Origin of the sequence: Chroococcidiopsis sp. TS-821 (assembly GCF_002939305.1) — a bacterium.
Lineage (GTDB): Bacteria > Cyanobacteriota > Cyanobacteriia > Cyanobacteriales > Chroococcidiopsidaceae > Chroogloeocystis.
This window is the reverse complement of the sequence record NZ_MVDI01000008.1, coordinates 113,101-129,722: the sequence shown is the minus strand read 5'-3', so window position 1 is coordinate 129,722 and position 16,622 is coordinate 113,101. Positions and strand designations below refer to the sequence as shown.

General features: G+C 44.5%; 15 protein-coding genes. 7 read left to right on the top strand and 8 right to left on the bottom strand.

Going from position 1 to position 16,622, the window contains the following annotated elements; translation table 11 throughout:
• Positions 1 to 9: 9 nt before the first annotated feature.
• Positions 10 to 240, bottom strand: a complete 231-nt coding sequence (locus B1A85_RS18330; protein WP_104548180.1) for an acyl carrier protein — start codon at positions 238 to 240, stop codon at positions 10 to 12.
• Positions 241 to 979: 739 nt separating this feature from the next.
• Here B1A85_RS18330 and B1A85_RS18325 point away from each other — a divergent pair.
• The 4 genes from B1A85_RS18325 to B1A85_RS18310 all read left to right on the top strand — a co-directional run bounded on the left by B1A85_RS18325 (position 980) and on the right by B1A85_RS18310 (position 6,133).
• Positions 980 to 3,508 (top strand): TonB-dependent siderophore receptor, encoded by a 2,529-nt coding sequence (locus B1A85_RS18325; RefSeq protein ID WP_104548179.1) that lies wholly within the window; start codon positions 980 to 982, stop codon positions 3,506 to 3,508.
• A gap of 100 nt (positions 3,509 to 3,608) precedes the next feature.
• On the top strand, positions 3,609 to 4,589 hold the full coding sequence (locus B1A85_RS18320) for an iron-siderophore ABC transporter substrate-binding protein (protein ID WP_210404563.1): 981 nt from the start codon (positions 3,609 to 3,611) through the stop codon (positions 4,587 to 4,589).
• 91 nt (positions 4,590 to 4,680) lie between these two features.
• A complete protein-coding gene (locus tag B1A85_RS18315; RefSeq protein WP_104548177.1) occupies positions 4,681 to 5,634 on the top strand; it encodes a sucrase ferredoxin in 954 nt (317 codons plus the stop codon).
• A 22-nt stretch (positions 5,635 to 5,656) separates the two neighbouring features.
• A complete protein-coding gene (locus B1A85_RS18310) occupies positions 5,657 to 6,133 on the top strand; it encodes a hypothetical protein (protein ID WP_104548176.1) in 477 nt (158 codons plus the stop codon).
• A gap of 10 nt (positions 6,134 to 6,143) precedes the next feature.
• On the opposite strand, the gene B1A85_RS18305 is transcribed toward B1A85_RS18310, so the two are convergent.
• Positions 6,144 to 6,788, bottom strand: coding sequence for a Uma2 family endonuclease (locus B1A85_RS18305; protein WP_104548175.1), 645 nt, complete (start codon positions 6,786 to 6,788; stop codon positions 6,144 to 6,146).
• Between the two features lie 126 nt (positions 6,789 to 6,914).
• Positions 6,915 to 8,648: an N-acetylmuramoyl-L-alanine amidase gene (locus B1A85_RS18300; RefSeq protein WP_104548174.1), complete on the bottom strand. Its 1,734-nt coding sequence runs from the start codon at positions 8,646 to 8,648 to the stop codon at positions 6,915 to 6,917.
• Between the two features lie 159 nt (positions 8,649 to 8,807).
• On the opposite strand from B1A85_RS18300, the gene B1A85_RS18295 reads away from it, so the two are divergent.
• Positions 8,808 to 10,445: a CTP synthase gene (locus tag B1A85_RS18295; RefSeq protein ID WP_104548173.1), complete on the top strand. Its 1,638-nt coding sequence runs from the start codon at positions 8,808 to 8,810 to the stop codon at positions 10,443 to 10,445.
• Positions 10,446 to 10,550: 105 nt separating this feature from the next.
• On the opposite strand, the gene B1A85_RS18290 is transcribed toward B1A85_RS18295, so the two are convergent.
• The 3 genes from B1A85_RS18290 to B1A85_RS18280 form a co-directional block, all read right to left on the bottom strand.
• Entirely contained in the window at positions 10,551 to 11,468 is a 918-nt protein-coding gene (locus tag B1A85_RS18290; protein ID WP_104548172.1) for an ROK family protein, read from the bottom strand.
• A gap of 78 nt (positions 11,469 to 11,546) precedes the next feature.
• Entirely contained in the window at positions 11,547 to 12,002 is a 456-nt protein-coding gene (locus B1A85_RS24845) for a hypothetical protein (protein ID WP_210404562.1), read from the bottom strand.
• An 88-nt stretch (positions 12,003 to 12,090) separates the two neighbouring features.
• The gene (locus tag B1A85_RS18280; protein ID WP_104548171.1) at positions 12,091 to 13,374 is read right to left on the bottom strand and encodes an FGGY-family carbohydrate kinase; all 1,284 of its coding nucleotides are present in this window, start codon (positions 13,372 to 13,374) and stop codon (positions 12,091 to 12,093) included.
• A gap of 320 nt (positions 13,375 to 13,694) precedes the next feature.
• On the opposite strand from B1A85_RS18280, the gene psaM reads away from it, so the two are divergent.
• On the top strand, positions 13,695 to 13,790 hold the full coding sequence (gene psaM / locus B1A85_RS18275) for a photosystem I reaction center subunit XII (RefSeq protein WP_104548170.1): 96 nt from the start codon (positions 13,695 to 13,697) through the stop codon (positions 13,788 to 13,790).
• 561 nt (positions 13,791 to 14,351) lie between these two features.
• Positions 14,352 to 14,720: a hypothetical protein gene (locus B1A85_RS18270; RefSeq protein WP_104548169.1), complete on the top strand. Its 369-nt coding sequence runs from the start codon at positions 14,352 to 14,354 to the stop codon at positions 14,718 to 14,720.
• Between the two features lie 67 nt (positions 14,721 to 14,787).
• Here B1A85_RS18270 and B1A85_RS18265 read toward each other — a convergent pair whose 3' ends face one another.
• Together B1A85_RS18265 and B1A85_RS18260 are read right to left on the bottom strand one after the other, a co-directional pair.
• A complete protein-coding gene (locus tag B1A85_RS18265; RefSeq protein ID WP_104548168.1) occupies positions 14,788 to 15,126 on the bottom strand; it encodes a helix-turn-helix transcriptional regulator in 339 nt (112 codons plus the stop codon).
• Between the two features lie 399 nt (positions 15,127 to 15,525).
• Complete coding sequence (locus B1A85_RS18260; protein ID WP_104548167.1) at positions 15,526 to 16,611, bottom strand: WD40 repeat domain-containing protein; 1,086 nt, start codon at positions 16,609 to 16,611, stop codon at positions 15,526 to 15,528.
• Positions 16,612 to 16,622 lie beyond the last annotated feature (11 nt).

The window sequence follows — 16,622 nt, the reverse complement described above, 5'->3', positions numbered from 1 at the left end:
CCTTACAAATTACGATGATTGAGCAGGTAACATCGCTGCAATTTGATGGCAAATTTCACCCAAAGTGATATCGTTACGAGTTCCCAACTTCAAATCGATACCAACGCGGCGCTTTAGTTCTAGAGCAAGTCTGACTGTCTCAACCGAGTCAAGCTGTAAGTGTCCGTATAACAATGTGTCTTCACGGATTGCAGATTCTGGAATACCGAAATCAACCAGAATCGCTTTGAGCGTATCCATTACCTTTAACCTATCCAATCAAATACCTCTGGATGCAAACGAAAGTTGACGTGCGTTAGTTCAATTTGATTTGGGTAAATGCTTTTGTTTGTACCAATGCTGCGTTTCTGTAGCTGGGGCGATCGCCTCATTACCTACTTAGTCGTCTTAATCACTCGCATCGACTAAACAATTAGTCATGGAATTTATCAAAAAAGATTTCTATTAAGCTACAAAGAGCTTATATCATGTACTAATTTTTCGCAAGCGAATTTCAGCCCTCTAAGGCAGTATTCATTATGAAAAAATGTAAACCACTTCAACATATAATGTATACTCTATAATCTGTAACGTTACATCTTTCTTCGTCAACTCATTTTCAGAAATTATGCAGTACAAAACAAGATTGAGTGTTGACTTTACGCAACTAGCATTTTAATCTTAACTAGGACTGTTGACAAAACCTTTCAACAGTTAAACTTTGATGTGCTACGGCGTATTGGCTATGAATGTGGAATGTGTTGTGCAACTAGTTTATTGTGTCATCACCGAAGATAGGATCCCAGTTCGGTGTTCTGTAGAATCCAAATAGCTAAAACTAAAAGATTTTCAGTATAATTATGGTTTTTTTAATTTTGAGTAAATTTTTATACTCTTAGAAATGATGCTGGCTAGATAGTGTAGCGTCTCAAGCAAATTCATTAATCTCAACATTATTCTTTTCGTTTTTATAGACGTCAGTTGGCGTGTAAGGAAATCTATGAAATCTTTGCAGCGATCGCTTGCGTTGACAATCGCAAGTATCTTATCGGTATTAGTAGCTCAAATTGCTCAAGCACAAACTGTAGAAAAAACGCGATCGCATTCTCAATCTCCTGCGACAACGGTTAAAGAGTGGTTAGCGCAAATTATTGAAGAAACAGAAAATGAATCGCCCGTACAAGTCACAAATGTACAGCTACTAACTACAGATCAAGGGTTAGAAATTGTCTTAGAAACTCAAGACGAAATTCTTGCAGTCGATCCTGAAACTTTTCGGATTGAAGGTAACACGCTGATTGCGGATATTCCCAATGCAGTTTTAGCACTTCCTGATACTCCAGAATTTGTTGCGAACAATCCTACCGCTGAAATTGCAAGTGTGCGCGTGACACAACTCGATCCTTCCACCATTCAAGTTAGTGTCGTGGGGGATGGCGCATTACCTACAGAAGCCGTAACACTACGTGTAGGTGAGGTTGTTTACAGTCTAAACGAAGCACAAGATGAAGAAATTGTTATTACCGTAACCGGAGAACAACTCCAACAAGGATACTTTGTTCCCGATGCAGTAACAGGAACTCGTACCGAGACACCTTTACGCGATATTCCGCAATCGATCCAGGTAGTACCACAACAAGTATTGCGCGAGCAACAAGTGACGCAACTCGATGAAGCGCTGCGCAATGTCAGTAGCGTTACCTCCAATACTTTGTTTGGGAACTTTACAAACTTTACAGTGCGCGGGTTTCCTAATGCACCGGTCTTGCGCGATGGTTTCCGCCAGTATGGAAATTTGCGAGCAGTTCCTGAAATCGCCGGTTTAGAACAAATTGAAGTTCTTAAAGGTCCCGCTTCTATCTTGTTTGGCGATCTTCAACCTGGTGGGGCGATCAATGTTGTTAGCAAACAGCCGTTAGCAGAACCGTTTTACGAAGCAGAAATTCAAGTAGGTAATCGTAACTTTTTCCGTCCGCGAATTGATTTAACCGGTCCACTGACGACTGATGGTGACTTGCGCTATCGCTTTAATGCCTTATTGCAAAATGATAGTGGGTTTCGCGGTTTTGACCAAAATTACGAACGCTTCTTCCTCGCACCCGTCTTAGCGTGGGAAATTGACGATCGCACTGATATCACATTTAATTTAGATTTAACCTACGATAAGCAACCGCTAGATTTTGGTTTAGTAGCGTTCGGTGATGGTGTTGTTGACGTTCCACGCGATCGCATTACAAACGAACCTGCTGACGAAAGTGAAACAACATTTTTTAATGTGGGATATTCGCTAGAACATCGTTTTAATGACAACTGGCGACTTGTAAATGCGTTTCGGTATTTCGACCAGCAATATTTTACGAGTTTTTATTTTCCGACTATTTTTGACGAGGAAACAGGCGATTTGCTGCGTTCGTTTCAAACTCGCGATTTAAACTTTCAAACGTACTCGCTGCAAACGAATATTGTTGGTGAATTTACAACAGGTACGATCGGTCACACATTGCTCTTTGGTGTAGATTTGAACCGCCAAACAGATAACTTCTTTGGGCAATTTACACCGCCTATTTCTCCACTAAATATCTTCGATCCCGTCTATGGCGCAACTCCTAGACCTGATATCGCAGAATTACCTGTACTAGTTAATAACTTCACCGCCCAAAATCGCTTGGGAGTGTACTTACAAGATCAAATTGATTTATTTGACAATTTGAAACTCTTAGCAGGGATACGCTATGACACCGTAGAACAACGCCGCGTACAAAATCCTAGCTTTGTAAATGAAGAAGGTTCGGAAGTTACCCAAAGTGATGATGCTTTTACGCCACGCGTTGGGTTAGTTTATCAACCGATTCCCGAAATTTCGCTTTATGGTAGTTACTCGCGATCGTTTAATCCCAATACAGCCACCACAGTCGCCGGTGATTTCTTAGAACCCGAACGCGGCGAAGGCTGGGAAGTTGGTGTCAAAGCAGAACTCAATCCTGGGTTATTTGCCACACTAGCGTATTACGACATTAGAAAACAGAATGTAGCAACAACTGATCCCGTGAATCCTGATTTTTCTGTTGCGACAGGCGAACAACGCAGCCAAGGAGTTGAACTCGACTTAACGGGAGAACTTTTACCTGGATGGAACGTTATTGCTGCATACGCCTATACCGATGCTAGAGTAACACAAGATACGGATATTCCTACTGGTAATCGGTTAGTGAATGTTCCGAGACACAGTGCAAGCTTGTGGACAACCTACACACTTCAAACGGGTGACTTACAAGGCTTAGGGTTCGGTGTTGGATTCAATTACGTCGGAAATCGTCTTGGCGATCTAGAAAACACATACAATTTGGGCGATTACTTCCTCACAAATGCGGCGATATTTTATCAACGCGATCGCTACCGCGTGGCGCTCAATTTCCGCAATATTTTCGACGTAAATTATTTTGTGGCTTCTAATGCTGGTGCTCGCACGAGTGGAATTCAAGTTGGTGCGCCGTTTACTGTGATTGGTTCGTTCTCGGTGGAGTTTTAGTAATAGAGAAGCAGAGGGCGCAGAGGTGCAGAGGAAGCAGGGGAGAATTATGAGTTTGTATAGCAGAATGGTTAGATACAAGAACGTTCAATTGCTGCTTGTGGCTGCACTGACTGCTTTTGTCATTGTGTCTTGCGGTGTTAACCCTTCTGTTAGCAATTCGCAGTTAGCAACAATGACTGGCGATTGTCGTCAAATCTCGCATCAAATAGGCGAAACCGAGATTTGCGGAAAACCTCAGCGCTTAGTAGCGCTAGGTCCCGATATGCTGGAATTGTTACTAGCGTTAGATGTCCAACCTGTAGGATTTGGCGATTACGTCCGTTTTGAGGGCGATTACGATAACCCACCGCAACAAATTCCTTACTTGGGAAATCGCATCACAAATCCGATCGCCAATGTAGGATGGAGTGCTAGTCCTTCGCTGGAAGCGTTGGTTAAGGTGAAACCTGATTTGATTGTCAGTCGAGAATTGAGTGCTGATTTGTACGCGACGTTATCTAAAATTGCGCCGACATTATTTTTAAAGCAGTACGATACAGAAGCAAATTTACGCGCGATCGCGACAGCAATTGACACGCCACAAGCAGAACAAGTTATTGCGCAAATGCAGCAAACTATAAGTGAAGCCCGTCAAGAATTTGCTTCAACTGTTGCTTCTCACCCTAGGGTATTAATGCTGATTGCGGCTGGTACCAGCGAGATGCGCTTAGTGAGTTCTACAGATAATCTGTGTAGTGGGTTGATTCAAGAACTGGGTTTTCAATTAGTTTATCCGCCAAATTTCGATCCCGCGCAACAAAATTCTTTACCGCTGAGTGTGGAGGAACTACCAAGCCTTAACCAAGCTGACTCGGTAATTATTCTGGGGTTTGACTTTGCGCTTACGCCGACAGTTGATGAATTTGCAACTCATCAGGTGAAAATGGCAAAACAGCGTTGGGAAAAAAATGCGATCGCGCAATCGCTACGCGCCAGTCAAGCGGGACGAACTTACTTCATTCCTGCGTACACCTGTCTCGGCTTGCCAGGTCCAATTGGTACAGAATTATATCTCAATGAGCTGCAACAAATGCGCTAAAGGAAGCAGAGGAAGCAGAGGTGCAGAGGAAGAACTATGAATCTACATAACACAAACGCAAAGTATTACCTTACCCCTGATTCTTATATCTATGACAGCTTCAAACTATTGTCAATTTTGCTCAGTCGTTTCCAAAGCGAATGGCGAAGATCCAATTGGGAGTGCCAAAGCAACTGATACTTGGATCGTTGTAGAATTGCCACTACCTTGGCTCAAAGAGTGCTTGATACTCGATTCTCCATTGAGTCCGGCGTTTCAAGCAATTCGCGAGGGAAATACAAAACTGACAGCGATCGCGATCGCACCAGATCGCCAATATTCGATTCCAGGATATACCCGCGTATTTTGTTATCAACGCCCTAGTCAACTTTTTGCGCAATTTGACAAACAAGAATTTCTCGTTCCAGAAGACGAACTGAAACTGATAGTTTCTGCTTTGTTACAGCGAACAACGCTGGATTTTTGGGAAAAGTATCGCCAGCAAACGCAAAATATTCGCGAAATCTTGGTTTGCACGCATGGAAACATTGACGTCGCTTGCGCGCGATTTGGTACGCCGATTTATGAGAAGCTACGGAAAGAATTTGCTACGCCTGAAAACCTGCGCGTCTGGCGCTGTTCGCACTTTGGCGGACATCAGTTTGCACCAACCTTAATCGATTTCCCAACAGGACAAGTTTGGGGACACCTGGAATCGCAAATTTTACCCGCGCTTGTTTTGCGCAATTCTCCAGTTATCGAGTTACGACGATTTTATCGAGGTTGGACAGGACTAACGAAATTTGAGCAAATAGTAGAGCGAGAGCTTTGGATGCAACATGGTTGGAATTGGTTAAACTACTATAAATTTGGGCAAATCTTGGCACAAGATACCGCTAACGATCCGTGGAATGCTGATTGGGCTGAAGTTCGTTTAGAGTACGCGGCACCTAATGGTAGCGCGAGTAGTGTCTATCAAGCTAGGGTAGAAGTATGTGGTTCAGTTATGAGTGCTACAAATTCGGGAGAGAAAGCGATCGCAGTCAAGCAATATCGCATTGTGTAATTCACTTCATTGACATCTTTTCATGAATTCCTTAAATTTACACGACTCTTATCCATGTCCTGTCTGTCGTTTGGGGCAAATTGCAGCTTTACCCTTGATGGACGCGATGGCGTGTAATTTATGTCGGCAAATTTTCGAAGTTGATTTAGAAAAACAGCAAATCAAAATGCCTTCACGCCAACCAGCATTATTGTGGAACTGGAATGGTAAACGTTGGGACGGCGCGCGTTTGGAAGGCGTTGAGTTTGGTTGGGGGTACGTTTTTGCAGCGATCGCCTTGGTATTACTTCCACCTACTTTAATTGGGCTAGTAATTTTGATTCATCCTCCCACTCCTGATACGCCTTTAGCTTGGCTACCTTATGTATGGGCTACCTTGGGTTTCATCGCACATTTAGCGATTGTTGGTTGGTTGGCGATCGAGTTTTATCAATTTCCGCTTGGGTTGTGGTTCAGAAGCTTACCCCAACAACTGCGACAACGTACTCGTAATTTATAATTTTCTATTCTTACTTAGACGATAACTGCTGCCGTACCCACTTCCGAAACAAGTGCAGCGTTTGAGTTTCGCCGTCAACTAGACTTTGTGCCATAAGCTGTGGAACTAAATTCAAATCAAGTATAGGAAACGTCGGACTTTGTTGCGTAGGCGTGTAGCTTGAATCAAACTGAGATAATAAGAAAACCTGAAGCGATCGCCCATCATATCGCCAAATCTCTGGTACGCCCACAGCAGCATAAATTGGGCGTTTATCAATCGAACTACTTGTAATATCAATTTCGAGAACCAAATCAGGCGGCGGATCGCTATTTAGATCGATATTGCGTTTATTTCTAACACGCGGCTCGTTTTGAATATAGTAACAAGAGTCAGGCTCAGCACCACGTTTCATATTTTCGCGCTTGAGTGTCAGGGAGCCAAAACTTTTGATATTCAAATTCATTTCTTCAGCTAATGCGTGAATCAGTCGCTCAATAAATCGGTTTGTATTTTCATGTTCTCCTAAAGGAGTCATAATCTCTAACATTCCATCAATATAAGCCACGCGCGTTGCTCGTTCTTCACCCATCTCGTCAAGCATGGTTGTGAATGTTTGCCAACTAATATTTCTTAAAACAACTCTTTGTTCGGCTAACGCTGACGTTGAAACCATATGTATAGGTAGTAAAAATTCAAATAAATTTAAGACGGGTAATTGGTAAATGGTAATAAGAGTATCAAGTAGAATGGCGATTACCTATTACCTGTTACCCATTGTCCAATCATTTTAATCGCGATGCTATTGAACCTCACGAAACCATTCGGTAATCCCTTCAGCGATCGCCGCAGCTAAGTTTCTTTGTGCTTGCGGATCGACTATCCATTCAAACTCAGTGGGATTGATCATAAATCCTAATTCGAGTAGTATCGAAGGGGCTGATGTGGGACGCGTAAGTGCTAAATTATTCCAGTACACTCCATACGAAGGACGGCGCAGTTTATTAACGACGTAATTATGTAAAAATACCGCGAGATTGTGGGCTTGGGGATGATACCAAAATGCTCCAAATCCTTGCGTATTCATCGCATCGCCACCGTCAGGTAGCGCGTTGTAGTGCAGTGAAAGCGCGATCGCTGGTTCTAATTTATCTATCATCGCAACGCGATCGCCTAATGACAATTCGATGTCTTCCTCGCGCGTCATGTATACGGTTGCACCCCGCGCTACTAGTTGATCGCGCACTAATTTCGAAATCGCCAAATTAATTTCTTTTTCAGGATATCCTGTTGGTCCTTTCGCACCTAATTCCGCGCCTCCATGTCCTGGATCGAGAAGAATTTTAATTCCTGCTAAAGGTAAAGCGTTCTGCTTAGCCTGACTTACAGGAGGATGCCGTAAAGTTAAGATTAAGCTTGTACCGTCGTAGCGCAGCCTATATCCCCACTGTTGGGCAGATTTGAGGTTAAAGGTGTATTGCACTTGTTCTGGCGCGGTCTGTTGCCAATCTAGACGCGAAATTAGCGGATCGTCATCCAAGCGAATAACGTCAGTTTGGGCGGTGGTATTGTAGAGCGTGAGAGTGAGCGCGCGATCGCCTTGCTGGACGCTTACGGGTACGGGAACTTGCAACGGGAAGACAATCTCGGTTGCACCTGCAACTTGACGGGCGCTGACACTGCGAATTAGCGATCGCGGGGGAACAACACCAGGAATTATGCTTGTTTCTTTGGCGTTAATCCAACCGCCGTAATCGAGACGTAACCATTCACCTTCTTTGGCGGTAATACTCGCGCGGGTTCCTTTTGGTAACGGTGTCAAACGCGAGTAATCGGTACCAGGACCTGTACGCGCGACACCAGCATCCGCAACTACTTCAGCAACTTCTAGCTGCGCAGGAGACAAAATTGAGATTTTACCAGGACTGAGTTGCGTTGTCGTTTTACCATCAACTGTTAGCTGAAACTGCGGTTGAATCGAATTGGCGATCGCTGCGTCAGTACCCAAAGCTGGTAACGTAGTACAGCCTTGATACTTTCCGGTATCTGAAACTGTCGGTTGATTTTGTTGCGTTAACGCGGCAGAGTTAGGTGGTAACTGAAGAACTTGTGGTTGTGGCAGTAGGGGAACTTTCTGATTCGCCAGTTGGACTGCTACCGTAGCATTAGGAGGAGCGATCGCCCCGAAACAAACTAATTCTCCTGGTAATCGCGCGATATCGACTGCTGGAGTCAGAGAATCTTCCGCAAATGCTAATCCGACTGGAATTTTTGGCGTTGTGGATAGGCGCGTCACTTTAATTTGAAGTTGTTGATTTTGGTAGCGCAGCGTAAACACATTATCGCCCACTTGTAAAGGAAAACTCGGAGCAAAATGTCCGGCGCGACTGCGCGCGATCGCCTGACCATTGATGAATACTTCCCCGTCTGGCGGTGCGGTTCCAATTAAGAAAATGCGATCGGATGTGGTTTGATGCTCGTTGGGTGGATACACTACCGAAAGCGATTGATTCGCCCAAGCTGGCGCAGACGCCATGACAAAACTTAATAACGCTAATCCTAAAATGTGTCTCACGCTAAAATATCAATTATGTTGGAACAAAAAACAACTCATCATTTTCCCTCGCCCCTAACCCCTTCACAACTGTGGCACAATTGACGGGGTATATCTGCACAAGTTCCTCATTAAATTTTTATGACTAAATTTGTTTTTGTCACTGGCGGTGTCGTCTCCAGCATTGGCAAAGGCATTGTTGCAGCCAGTTTGGGACGGTTGCTGAAGTCGCGCGATTATTCCGTATCGATTCTCAAGCTCGATCCTTACATTAACGTCGATCCTGGTACGATGAGTCCTTTTCAGCATGGGGAAGTCTTTGTGACAGAAGATGGTGCTGAAACTGACTTGGATTTAGGACACTACGAACGCTTCACAGATACCTCAATGTCGCGGCTCAATAGTGTCACAACTGGCTCAATATATCAAGCTGTGCTGAATAAAGAACGTCGCGGCGACTATATGGGTGGGACAGTGCAGGTGATTCCGCACATCACAAATGAAATTAAAGAACGCATCAAGCGCGTAGCAAAGAATACTAATCCTGATGTGGTTATTACAGAGATTGGAGGGACAGTAGGCGATATCGAATCGCTACCGTTCTTAGAAGCTATTCGCCAGTTTCGCAAGGATGTCGGGCGGCAGAATGTTTTGTATATGCACGTAACGCTCGTACCTTGGATTCCTTCGGCAGGAGAAATGAAAACCAAGCCGACGCAGCATTCAGTCAAAGAGTTACGCTCGATTGGCATTCAGCCTGATATTTTAGTGTGTCGATGCGATCGCCCGCTACCCCCTGGCTTGAAAGAAAAAATGTCCGAATTCTGCGATGTCCCTGTCGAATGCGTGATTACGTCGCAAGATGCTAAAAGTATCTACGAAGTTCCGCTAAATCTCGAACAAGAAGGTCTAGCGCAGCAAACGCTAGAGTTACTGCAACTCGAACAACGCCAACCAGATCTCCGTCAGTGGCGAACGATTGTCGAGCGGTTGTATAGTCCAACACACAGTATAGAAATTGCGATCGTTGGTAAGTATGTGCGCTTGGGTGATGCGTATCTATCAGTAGTAGAAGCGCTTCGTCATGCGGCGATCGCAATGGGTGGCGAATTGCACTTACGCTGGGTAAACTCAGAAAACTTAGAAAATGAACCTGTAGAACGCTATCTAGAAGGAGTAAACGGGTTAGTCGTACCAGGAGGCTTTGGCATTCGCGGTGTAGACGGCAAAATTGCCGCAGTAGAATACGCGCGCACGCATCAAATTCCCTTCTTGGGCTTGTGCTTGGGAATGCAGTGTGCTGTTGTTGAATGGGCGAGGCACATCGCGGGTTTAGAAAATGCGAACAGTGCTGAGTTTAATCCGGAAGGCGCGCATCCGGTTATTAACTTATTACCAGAACAGCAAGATGTTGTCGATTTGGGCGGTACGATGCGCTTAGGGTTGTATCCTTGTCGCTTAGCGCCGAATACTCTAGCGTTCAAGCTTTACCAAGAAGAAGTCGTTTACGAACGACACCGCCACCGCTATGAGTTTAATAACGCCTATCGCAACTTATTTTTAGAGTCTGGATATGTAATTAGTGGCACGTCTCCTGATGGGCGCTTGGTCGAAATTATCGAACTCCCAAATCATCCGTTTTTCATGGCGACGCAGTTTCACCCAGAATTTCAATCGCGTCCGAGTGCACCGCATCCCTTGTTTAAAGGCTTTGTTGAAGCCGTTATGATGCGATCGCAATCATCTTCGCCATTACCCGCACCCGCAGAAGTGTCGTAGTAAGGAGTAGGGACAGAGGTGTAGAGGAAGAATAGTGTTTTCTATATAAGTCAAAACTCACCACTCACAAACGCTAAAAAGTCATAACATACCTACACCCTCTACTTAACTCTTTTGTCCTAGTTTGTCCCACGCAAGTCGCGCGGCGCCTACCATTCCGGCTTGGTTGCCGAGTTCGGCTGTCAGGATTTCTAATCCCGTGCGGGAACTCGGTAGTACGCGGCATTCTATTTCCGCACGAACGCTAGGTAAGAAAAACTCTGCGCTGGCGCTCACCCCACCACCAATAATAATGGCTTCAGGAGTTAAAACATAAATTAAACTCGCTAAGCCTGCGCCCAATTCCTTACCATACTGCTGCCAAAAAGTCAAGGCTTCTACATTTCCTGCTTTGGCAAGCGCACAGAGTTGGGCGGGTTCAAGTCCAGTACGGCGACGAATTGCTTGAACAGAGACGTATTGCTCTAAAGAACCGTAGTTGCCACTATTGCACGGTGGACCATCAAGGTTTAAAGTAATTAATCCGAGTTCAGCAGCAGTTCCTTGATGTCCGACAAAAAGATGGCCATCGAGGATTATAGCGCCACCTACACCCGTTCCCAAAGTAAGCAGAATTAAGTGGCGAAAGCGGCGTCCTGCACCTAGCCATGCTTCGCCTAAGCCTGCGCAGTTAGCGTCATTAGCTAGAACCGCAACTCGACCTGTTTTCGTTTCTAGCCAATCGGCTAAAGGCACATCGCGCCAGTTATGAAGATTAATTGCTACTCGCGCAATTCGTCCAGAAACATCCGTAGGACCTGGAGTACCAACACCGATCGCCAAACATTGATTGTGAGGATCAATTTGCGCGATCGCATCCACTATTGCATCAACAACCGCCTGTGGCGTTGCAGGTTGAGGAGTAGCAACAATTAACGAGCCAAGACAAGTACCATCCTGCGTAAATTTCCCTAATTTGATTGCGGTTCCACCCAAGTCAATGCCGATAACTTGAGACTGAAGTGAATATGATGCTGCGCTCATCGTGTGGTTCAACTACGGTGATTTAGAATTCTTGCAATTGCTTCGCCAGAATTCTCTTATTTCACCACAAGAAGGGAATCAGTTGAAGAGGTTCCTAACGCTCGATGTTGTTTGCGGTTCTTCACGGCGCACAACTCTTCCCGACGAGTCGGTACGATACACCCAAGTAGAGCGACCATCAGACACTGTAATGCGCCAACCTTCTACCAAAGCTTGCGTACAAAATTCGTCGGCTTGCGCTAATCCTAAACAACCGTCTGACCACGTTTGTTGACTCGATTGAGTAACTCGCAGCCTATTTACAGGAATACTCTCGCGTTGCGCAATATCTTGCCGTACCGCATCCACAACTTGACGGGGAACTCGTGTTGCGCGATCGCTTTGTCGTTGGCGTGTTGGTTTACACCTTTGTGACGGTACATTTCTGGGTGGGGAGGCTGCTGTCACTGTTGCCATACCACTAGATAAAATACCGCTCAACAACACAATGCAAAAGATTTGCCGAGGTTTAATCAAGACTATAGGTTTCATCATCCGAAGCTAAAAAGCAATATTATTCAAAAGCTAAGAACAATCAGCAATGAGCAATTCGCTGCGATCTTTTTAGACGGTAGTTTACTGTCTATGAGTTCCTGTTGTGATTGATACTGCGTAGGGCAAGTAATGCAGTACCATAAGCCGCCTCGGTGTGCTGCGACATCACTAACGGTACGTCAAAGTAACGCTGACGAATCGCCGTCCAGGTTGCATTTGCTGCACCGCCACCGGCTGTATAAATGCGCGTGAGCGGAGTTGCACCGAGTTGCTGTAGTAATTGATAACCTTGGTATTCAATACGAGCAATGCTTTCTAATAATCCATGTAGAAACTCGACGCGATTATCTGGTCGCGGTTCGAGTCGCGGTTGTAGGTTGGGATCGTTAACTGGAAAGCGATCGCCACTTTGCAATAACGGATAGTAATCGAGTGGGCTAACTTGTTGAGGATTAATCTGACGGCTGAATTGTTCTAACTCAGCGTTAGAAAAAAACTGCTGTAGTACCGCGCCTCCAGTATTAGAAGCCCCGCCGGTTAACCATAAGTCACCTAAGCGATGGCTATAAATACCATACAGGCTATTTTCTATGCGAGTCTGACTTAAGAGCTTGAGTACCAAAGTTGAACCGAGTGACGTGACAGCTTCTCCTGGAGAAACCGCACCACTTGCGAGAAACGCAGCGATACTATCGGTTGTTCCCGCACATACGTAGCAATCGCGGCGCAAGCCGAAGCGTTTGGCAATGCTTGCTGTTACTTCTGCAATAGGCGTACCAGGAACGACAACTTCGGGTAATAAATGCGCGATCGCGAGTTGTGTCAACCACGCAGGATAACAAAAATGCTCGACATCGTAGCCAAGTTTTAACGCGTTGTGATAGTCACTGATTCCTAGTTTTCCGTGCAGCAGAAACGCTAACCAATCAGCTTGATGTAAGAAATATTGAGCATCGTTAAATCCTGGTTGCTGCGATAGCCACAACAGCTTTGCTAAACTCGATGTCGCACTCAATACTGTGTGCTGCGGTGGTGCGATCGCTTTTAATTGTGCTTGTACTGCAACTCCGCGCGCGTCATTATACATCAGTGGTGTTGTCACTGGCGTTCCGGTTGCGTCGCACAAGAGAACTGTCGAAGAAGTTCCATCAATGGCGATCGCGTTAATTTGTTGCCGTATTCTTGCTGGAATTTGCTCGATCAAGCTAAATAAAGTGCGTTCCCAATCACTTACTTGTGTAATTGCATCAAAAGTCAGTGACTTTTTGGTTTCAGCTTGTACTGCTCCCGTAGCATCAATAACCACGGCTCTCGCACCAGAGGTACCAAAATCTATTCCAAGCGTGTAATGATAATTTACGGATTCAAGCACTGTGGAAAGACATTCGAGGTGAGGAGTCAAAGAGCGGGTATCGGGGTTTTACGACCGATAATAGAATTAGAATCTAGAGCCGTTGCTGATTTCAACCAGCACAGATTCATCGATGGAACAACGAAAGCTGGGTAGGGAGATTGTCGGCGACGAGATTCAAGATATCTTTTTGTATAAGTATAAAGCTTCCCCGACCTTTGATCTCTGACCTCTAATTTTCCTATTTTGTTTCATATTGTAAAAACTTATTCCATCAGTTGAACAATTTGGTCAAAAGTAATGATTGTTCGGTTCATTTTGTCTCAAGGAGGTTTCCTCAAATGTCTATATCAGATACCCAAGTTTTTGTAGCACTTGTCATTGCACTGATTCCTGGCGTACTTGCTTTCCGCTTAGCAACAGAGCTTTACAAGTAACGCCATTTAAAACAGCATAAATTTTGAAAGGATGAAAGGTATCGCCACTCAGGATTGCAAGCAAAACCTCGGGTGACTTGCTACTCCTTGTCGCATATATTTTCATCCTTTCAACTTATCGCCCTGTGCCCCCAAATTTCTGACGGCTACCTAGGACAAAGTTCAGATTTTTTCAGTATAATTACTGTTGAAATTTTGGCAAACTAGCGGTAACTTGCTTGTGAAGCAACGCGAGTTTACGTGATATTACGGTGCAAGTAAAAAAGCGCTTAGCTTCTAGCTAAATTTCTTGAATAAAGACCTGTGCTTTTGTCAATCGCTCATTGCGAGACTTGTAACCCTACACGCTCACCTAACCGAAGGTGACTCATGGTTGTTCGGTCATCAAGCTGTAACATCTACCTTACCTTTGTAAATTCTGAATTTTTGTTTAAAGCAGAACAAATTGAGTAGAGAGTCATCTTTACTTAAGTTACGGATTTACAGCAAAATTTGTCGAAAACCAGCGTAATAGCTTGGTATTGTTAATCTAGCTTTCTCTAGAGCAGCTTTTGAGTCGTTATGAACGCTATTCAACCTTCTGACCCTTCACTCAAACCGCAAGATCCCCGCCGAGTTGCTCGCAAGCGAAGCAAGCGCCGTCGTCATCCGTATCGCGCGACAGCAATTCACACTACGGTAAAACTGGTCGTCAATTTACTGCTGTTGGTCACAGCTGGATCGGCGATCGCTAAACTTTTACCATACTACTTGTCACAACAACAAAAACTGCACGAAATTCAAGCCGAGGTTCAGTCAGCTGAAGAACGCATTGAACGCCTCCGCGCCGACTTTAATCGCTACTTCGATCCTCAGCAAGCAAAATCTGTGATGCAAGAACAAAGTAATCGCTTTGAACCAGGACAACGCCCGCTGATATTACAAAAGTAAATTGCTTTTGATTTACGCTCGCTTGCTTCATTAAATAGCAGAAGTTTGAGAATTACCAGATTTGCTTTTACTCTGGCGTTCTTAAGGTTTCAATTTGATTTGCTTGTGCAAGTAAGCGCGTCGAAATGCGATCGCAAACAACCTCGCACAAATTAAAAATGAGAGGATCGGAGACTTCATAAAAGACACTCACTCCCTGCGGATGACGCGAAACCATACCACAATGCATCAACATTTTAAGATGTTTAGAAACATTTGCCTGACCTAACCCTGTTGCCTCGACAATTTCCATAACATTCTTGGGTCCTGAACGCAAACAGCTTAATACTTGAAGTCTACTCACTTCTGATAGAACTTTAAAGTATTCAGCGACCTGCGCTAAAGCCGTAGGAGAAGTATCTCGCATACATTCAATATTCAGCAGGAGAACGCATATTATTTTTTCTATCTTACTACGATTTATTAATTTTTTATCTATCTATCGTTGTAGATCCTACACAATAAAAAGTAAGGTTTTTCAATGGAAATCTTAGCTAATTTCGCAAATTATCTTTGATTAAGTTTTTAGGAACAATTAGCTAATAAACTTAAAATAAAAGAAAGGTAAATAGCTGAAAAAACTTATGATATGAGAATAGAATTTTACTTGCTAATCAGCAGATATAAATTGAACGCAGCATTTATTATAGAAAACAGGCATAAATTTACTGCTATTATGGTAAAATTTTATTAAATTCTACCTGCGCGAACTTATAGAATCAACAAATATCATATCTTTGCTGCGCTATCAGTATCCTTGCTTCTTTTAACAAAGATTAAACCCTTGACCGCGACGCGATCGCGTCCAAACCTGTAGTTCACCATTTTTACCGCCAGCAGCGAGTTGCTGACCTCGAGGATGCCAAGCAAGATAAGAAAAACCTTGGGGTGCGCCTTCTAAAATTTGGGCAAGATGTTGTGCTTTATGCCACAAGCAAATTAAGCCATCTTCAGCAGCAGAAGCTAAAAGTAAGCTATTGGGTTGAAATGCGATCGCTTGTACGACTCCGTCGTGATGCTGTAGCACGCGGCTTTCCCAACCAACAAGATCGTCAGGATGCTTAGACCACACAACAATACCGTCAACGCTAGCCGCAGCAAACAAAGGTGGACGCTGACTTGCTGTTGACCAAGCTATTTGACGAATTTTACCAGGAAAACCTCGCATCACCCAAGGATCGGGATTATTCCATTCAAACACAGCAATTGTCCGATCCATATTGCCGATCGCAAAGTACTTACTATCGCCAGCCCACGCGATCGCAACACTTGCAGTCGGAAGGTCGAAAACATAAGGCTCTTCTCTCCAGTTGCGACTTTCCCAAATCTTGACACCGTGATATCCTGCGATCGCAAGATACTGACCGTCAGAACTCCAATCTAAGCCAAGTACCGAAGATGCCGCAAAGTTGAGTATCGTGGAAGTGTCCGGTGTTGTTGCATCCCAAATCTGAACGTGACGCCCTAAACTAAAAGCAAGCTGATTGCTGAGTGGATTCCACGCGAGGCGATCGACCCAAGCTGAAGAATGCGTTATACTAAGGGGCTGCCACTGATTAACCTTAGCTCGATCGAGTTGCCAAATTTTGACTCCTGCTTGACCGCCCGCTGCAAGAAAACAACCATCGCTAGAAAACGCCAAACAGTCTACTGATTGATCGTGACTTTGCAATGGTATTCTTTGCCATTCTTGACGATCAAGTGTATGCTCCCACAAAACAACCTCGCCCGCCGCAGAACTCGTAGCTAAAAATTTACCCTGCGGCGACCACGCGATCGCTGTGACATAATCCTCAAGCATTTGTGAAAACGACAAATCAAACTGCTGAGAATCGACCGTTTTAGAGTTCATGGTTGCAACTT

Bases quoted from the DNA above. Each gene is read 5' to 3' on its own strand.
- B1A85_RS18330 (WP_104548180.1), bottom strand. From the start codon at position 240: ATGGATACGCTCAAAGCGATTCTGGTTGATTTCGGTATTCCAGAATCT.
- B1A85_RS18325 (WP_104548179.1), top strand. From the start codon at position 980: ATGAAATCTTTGCAGCGATCGCTTGCGTTGACAATCGCAAGTATCTTA.
- B1A85_RS18315 (WP_104548177.1), top strand. From the start codon at position 4,681: ATGACAGCTTCAAACTATTGTCAATTTTGCTCAGTCGTTTCCAAAGCG.
- B1A85_RS18310 (WP_104548176.1), top strand. From the start codon at position 5,657: ATGAATTCCTTAAATTTACACGACTCTTATCCATGTCCTGTCTGTCGT.
- B1A85_RS18305 (WP_104548175.1), bottom strand. From the start codon at position 6,788: ATGGTTTCAACGTCAGCGTTAGCCGAACAAAGAGTTGTTTTAAGAAAT.
- B1A85_RS18300 (WP_104548174.1), bottom strand. From the start codon at position 8,648: ATGGCGTCTGCGCCAGCTTGGGCGAATCAATCGCTTTCGGTAGTGTAT.
- B1A85_RS18295 (WP_104548173.1), top strand. From the start codon at position 8,808: ATGACTAAATTTGTTTTTGTCACTGGCGGTGTCGTCTCCAGCATTGGC.
- B1A85_RS18290 (WP_104548172.1), bottom strand. From the start codon at position 11,468: ATGAGCGCAGCATCATATTCACTTCAGTCTCAAGTTATCGGCATTGAC.
- B1A85_RS24845 (WP_210404562.1), bottom strand. From the start codon at position 12,002: ATGATGAAACCTATAGTCTTGATTAAACCTCGGCAAATCTTTTGCATT.
- psaM (WP_104548170.1), top strand. From the start codon at position 13,695: ATGTCTATATCAGATACCCAAGTTTTTGTAGCACTTGTCATTGCACTG.
- B1A85_RS18270 (WP_104548169.1), top strand. From the start codon at position 14,352: ATGAACGCTATTCAACCTTCTGACCCTTCACTCAAACCGCAAGATCCC.
- B1A85_RS18265 (WP_104548168.1), bottom strand. From the start codon at position 15,126: ATGCGAGATACTTCTCCTACGGCTTTAGCGCAGGTCGCTGAATACTTT.
- B1A85_RS18260 (WP_104548167.1), bottom strand. From the start codon at position 16,611: ATGAACTCTAAAACGGTCGATTCTCAGCAGTTTGATTTGTCGTTTTCA.